We start from the raw sequence: 3,904 nt of genomic DNA, 5'->3' as shown, positions 1-3,904 counted from the left end.
TTGCCTATAGAATAAGAGATATTTCCCAAAATAGTATGCTCCCGAATTTATTAATTTTTATTGGCAGCAAATACGTTAACCAATTTGACCACTTGTGCAGGTCTATGATAAAATGTCCAATGCTGCGGAGACTCTGTTATAGCGTCAGTGTTGGATATTTTCAGCCTTTTTGTGATGTCTTCACTATTGGAAAACGTGGCTAAGTAAGTTGTTATTTCCCTAGCGCTGTAAGTAACATAATCATCATCATTTTCTATTTGACCGTTTCTATCTCCTGGAGCATCATTTTTCAAAAGAAGAAATGAGATATGGTTAGGGGGAGCAATAAGTTCCACATATTGCGTCGGCAACAGATCACGGTCACAAAATGAATGTAGAGTTAAGTCACATATTTCCATCTCAGTTTCACTACTCGCCAGGGCATTCATCCCATTGATTGTTAGCACTAGCATACAGGTTAATAACGTTACAAAACAAGTTTTGATCATTTTTTTCATTTCTTTTTTGCTTCTCCTACTTTTGGCAGACTGTAGTCAATTAACTAATTTTTTAACACTACTACGTTTTCTACCTGAAAGTTGAGGTGTAAAACCTAATAGTTGAGGTCAAAAAAATCTTTATTGAAGGCTAAACTCGAGCACTGTTGGACTTTTCTCATTTTATCAGTATAAACGAGTTGTTCGAGTTTAAAACCACTCGCTGCAAATAAATCATTATATTCTTATTCCGTGCGCCAGTAACCTTCAACCGATTAACCTTCAACCTATTTTCACATTCGCTCCATAAACTGCCACTGCAACCCCAACTAACAATACCACGGCACCTACCAAGACCAATACCCCCGGCACTTCCTGAAAAATCAGATAGCCCAAAAAACAAGCACCAACCGGTTCAAACAAAATAGCCAGGGTCACCAGGGTAGGATTAATCCAGCGTACCAACCAGTTAAAACTGGTATGTCCCACCATTTGGGGGAAAAGTGCCAATAACAAGATGTAGAGGTAAACTCCTACCGGATAATTGAGATAACTGACACCCCAGAGTAAGGATAACAGTAACAACACCAAAGCCCCCATACTGTAGGCGACAGCACTATAGCTACCGATACTCAAACCCCGCTGCTGTGCTTCACGTCCCCAAAGTACATACAAACTTGCTATCACTGCTGCCATCAATGCTAGAGAATTCCCCAACAGAGGATTACTCCCACCACTAATAGCACCCCCATCCCCCAAACTAATCAGCACAGCACCTACAAAGGCTACACCAATCCCCAAAACCGTCAGCCTAGTTAGTTTTTCCTTGAACCACAGCCAAGAAACTAGAGCAACCCAAATCGGAGTTGTGGTAACTAAGGTAGTAGATGCCGCAATGGAAGTAAAAGACAAGGAAGTAATCCAAGTCACAAAGTGTAGCGCTAAACAAATACCAGCCCCACTGGCATAGAGTAATGCACCTGGACCTAGCTGAGCTTGCCTGAAATTGCGCCAAGCTGGTAACAGTAGCATAGACGCAATAGTAAGGCGAGACCCAGCCACGAACAGGCTAAACCCTACCCCACTCACCCCAGCCGATGCGATCGCTAATCGCACAAAAATAGCTGATGTCGAAATCGCCAACACACCAGCCAAGAAAACCAATCCCACCTGCCACCGCAGCGGCTGCTTTATAATTTTCATAGCCATACAGCTTCAATCCCCAACCATTACCATTATTCCGCCAGAGGTACCAGGTGAGAAGTGAAGAAGTCTACTTAATCCTTGATAATTTCTAATTTAGAATTTAAACTATGTTTGAACTACCGCCACTCAATACTAATACAATTTGGTCAATTTTAAACGAAGAAATTGATGACGATACCGTTAATAAACTACTCTGGTACTATCTAGGTTATCGTTATAACTCAACTACCGGGCAGTGGGATATAACTGAGGTTAATCCTGAATGGCAAGAAGACTATCCCGAGCCACCCAATTTCCTAGAAAGCCGCCCTGCTACGGTAAAACTAACCCGTTCAATACCCAAAGAAAATAAACAGCTATTGAAAGAAAAATTAGGTTTCAAAGGTTACAAAATCGGGGAATTTGGTCCTCGACAAACTCGCCGAGCTACCGCAGCAAACTGGTTACTGAATTATATGGAACAAAACGGTATTGCCTCAGTCTAGCGTTTTTCATACTTATGAGGTACACAGGATTTTTTCCCTATTCCCTGCTCCCTGCTCCCTGCTTCCTAAAACTTAGGAAGTTGTACCTCAACCAATTGAGAAATGCTATGTAAAATACTTCATCCTTCAACCGTACTCGATAAATCAGTAGGAACAACTACACACTCCAACTCCGCCTTGTGACTCTCCTGCTGGTTCTCCAAATTAATTGCGATCGCTTCAATTCTGATTTGAGTCGTGCCTTCGGGTATAACTAATTGAGTCATTGCCTCCAGCTCCCCAGCCGCATTGGGGAGTAAATCTATAATAGAACGGGTTTCCTGGAGCAGAGAGCGAGTTTGCACGTCTTTAACCCACAATTTAATACATAGACGAGATTGACTAGGAGGAAGTTTTATGGTAACCATTACCTTTTCTCCAGCAACCAACTCCCTAGTAGTCGGTATTGATAAAGTGGGTGCTGTTAAGGTCGCATCCAACTCTAGGGATGAAAGATTCTCCAGTTTCGCCTTAACGTCATGTTGCTTAGTTGCAGTAGCTTTTGTAGCTTGTGGGGCTATTTCTATATCGTCTACTACAATTTCCTGAGTGCTCCAATCGTGACTAGTAATACCAACTCTAGGGGGTGTCTTTGGCATTGCTAATTCTGAACTAACTAGCGACAAATCCTCAGATTCTGTCATTGACTCCAAGACCTTTTCTGGAAATTCCCTAACCTCTTCTTGGTTGCTAGCCGTTTGATTCCTCTGTTCATCTTCCACTGCTGAGTGATCTTGCCCAGCAGGATTACTCTCTGGGGATAATTCTAACCTCAGCAATTCCATCAATTCATCATCTTCCGCTAAAGCACTCAACCGTGACCAAAAACGCTCTTCCATGTTTAAGGCTCGGAAAGCATCTTCTAAAGCGATTGACTCAGGATCTTGTACAGAATCTGGAGTCTCCCACCGAGTAGTATTCAATAATTGGTTTAGCTTGGAATTCTTGAACTGGGTATCAAGGGATTCTGAATCCTCTAACTGAACATCTGTCTGAGATTGATCAATCTCACTAATCTCAATAGTTTGGATTGCCTCAGATTCCGTTAGGGAATTAATCAGCACTTCAGAAGCATCATTAGAATTAGATGAGACCTCAGAATTTATCTCTAAGTTACTATCTTCAGTAGTATTTTTAGTACTATCTTTGGACTGTTCTACTGTGTCTTGAACTAATGTGTCTTGAACTAATGTGTCTTGAACTACTGTGTCTTGAACTACTGTGTCTTGAACTACTGTGTCTTGAGGCTGTAACTCTGACCCAGTATCTTGCTCTCGATTATTTAGTTCTGGATTGGCTGTAGTCGAGGATTCTTGATCATCTAGGGAAACGGAATCAGATCCTTTAGACTGATCTTGGACATCTTCGTGCTTTGCCTCAGGGTCAGCCACCGACTGCATTGTAGGCAAATTGGGCAATTCGAGGGATTTAACAGTTATGTCACTCGGCTGATGCTGGTAAAGTTTTGGTGGTAAAGACCGTCCAGAGATAGGTTGCAAGAACAGAGATGGATGGTTTTGGGGTAGCTCAACCAGATCCAGCGTAGTCTCCTCTAAGGGGTATTCATCTAATAATAGAAGGTCTTGATCAGGTTGATCAGGTTTGGCAGATTGAGCGATGCGATTAGCAAGTACTACCATGGTTTCCATGGGCATCCCCTGATTCCCTAGCACAATTACTTCTAATAAATCCTCTACA

General features: G+C 42.1%; 3 protein-coding genes and 1 pseudogene. 1 reads left to right on the top strand and 3 read right to left on the bottom strand.

The genetic code is table 11. The features are described from left to right. Positions 1-50 precede the first annotated feature (50 nt). Both F6K20_RS27990 and F6K20_RS27985 read right to left on the bottom strand, forming a co-directional pair. Positions 51-497 (bottom strand): hypothetical protein, encoded by a 447-nt coding sequence (locus F6K20_RS27990; protein ID WP_008186108.1) that lies wholly within the window; start codon positions 495-497, stop codon positions 51-53. A gap of 261 nt (positions 498-758) precedes the next feature. Next, positions 759-1,685 carry a DMT family transporter gene (locus tag F6K20_RS27985; RefSeq protein WP_008186110.1) on the bottom strand — a complete coding sequence of 309 codons (927 nt, stop codon included), beginning with the start codon at positions 1,683-1,685 and terminating at the stop codon, positions 759-761. Between the two features lie 104 nt (positions 1,686-1,789). Between F6K20_RS27985 and F6K20_RS27980 the strand changes: the two genes are divergently transcribed. After that, positions 1,790-2,167 carry a DUF1823 family protein gene (locus F6K20_RS27980; protein ID WP_008186111.1) on the top strand — a complete coding sequence of 126 codons (378 nt, stop codon included), beginning with the start codon at positions 1,790-1,792 and terminating at the stop codon, positions 2,165-2,167. A gap of 119 nt (positions 2,168-2,286) precedes the next feature. Here the strand turns inward: F6K20_RS27980 and F6K20_RS27975 are convergent. Further along, positions 2,287-3,904 (bottom strand): annotated as a pseudogene (locus F6K20_RS27975) (hypothetical protein); the annotation flags it as partial.

It is taken from the genome of Moorena sp. SIO2C4, from assembly GCF_010672485.1.
Taxonomy (GTDB): domain Bacteria; phylum Cyanobacteriota; class Cyanobacteriia; order Cyanobacteriales; family Coleofasciculaceae; genus Moorena; species Moorena producens.
The sequence above is the reverse complement of the archived record's forward strand: the minus strand, read 5'-3'. Positions and strand labels throughout refer to the sequence as shown.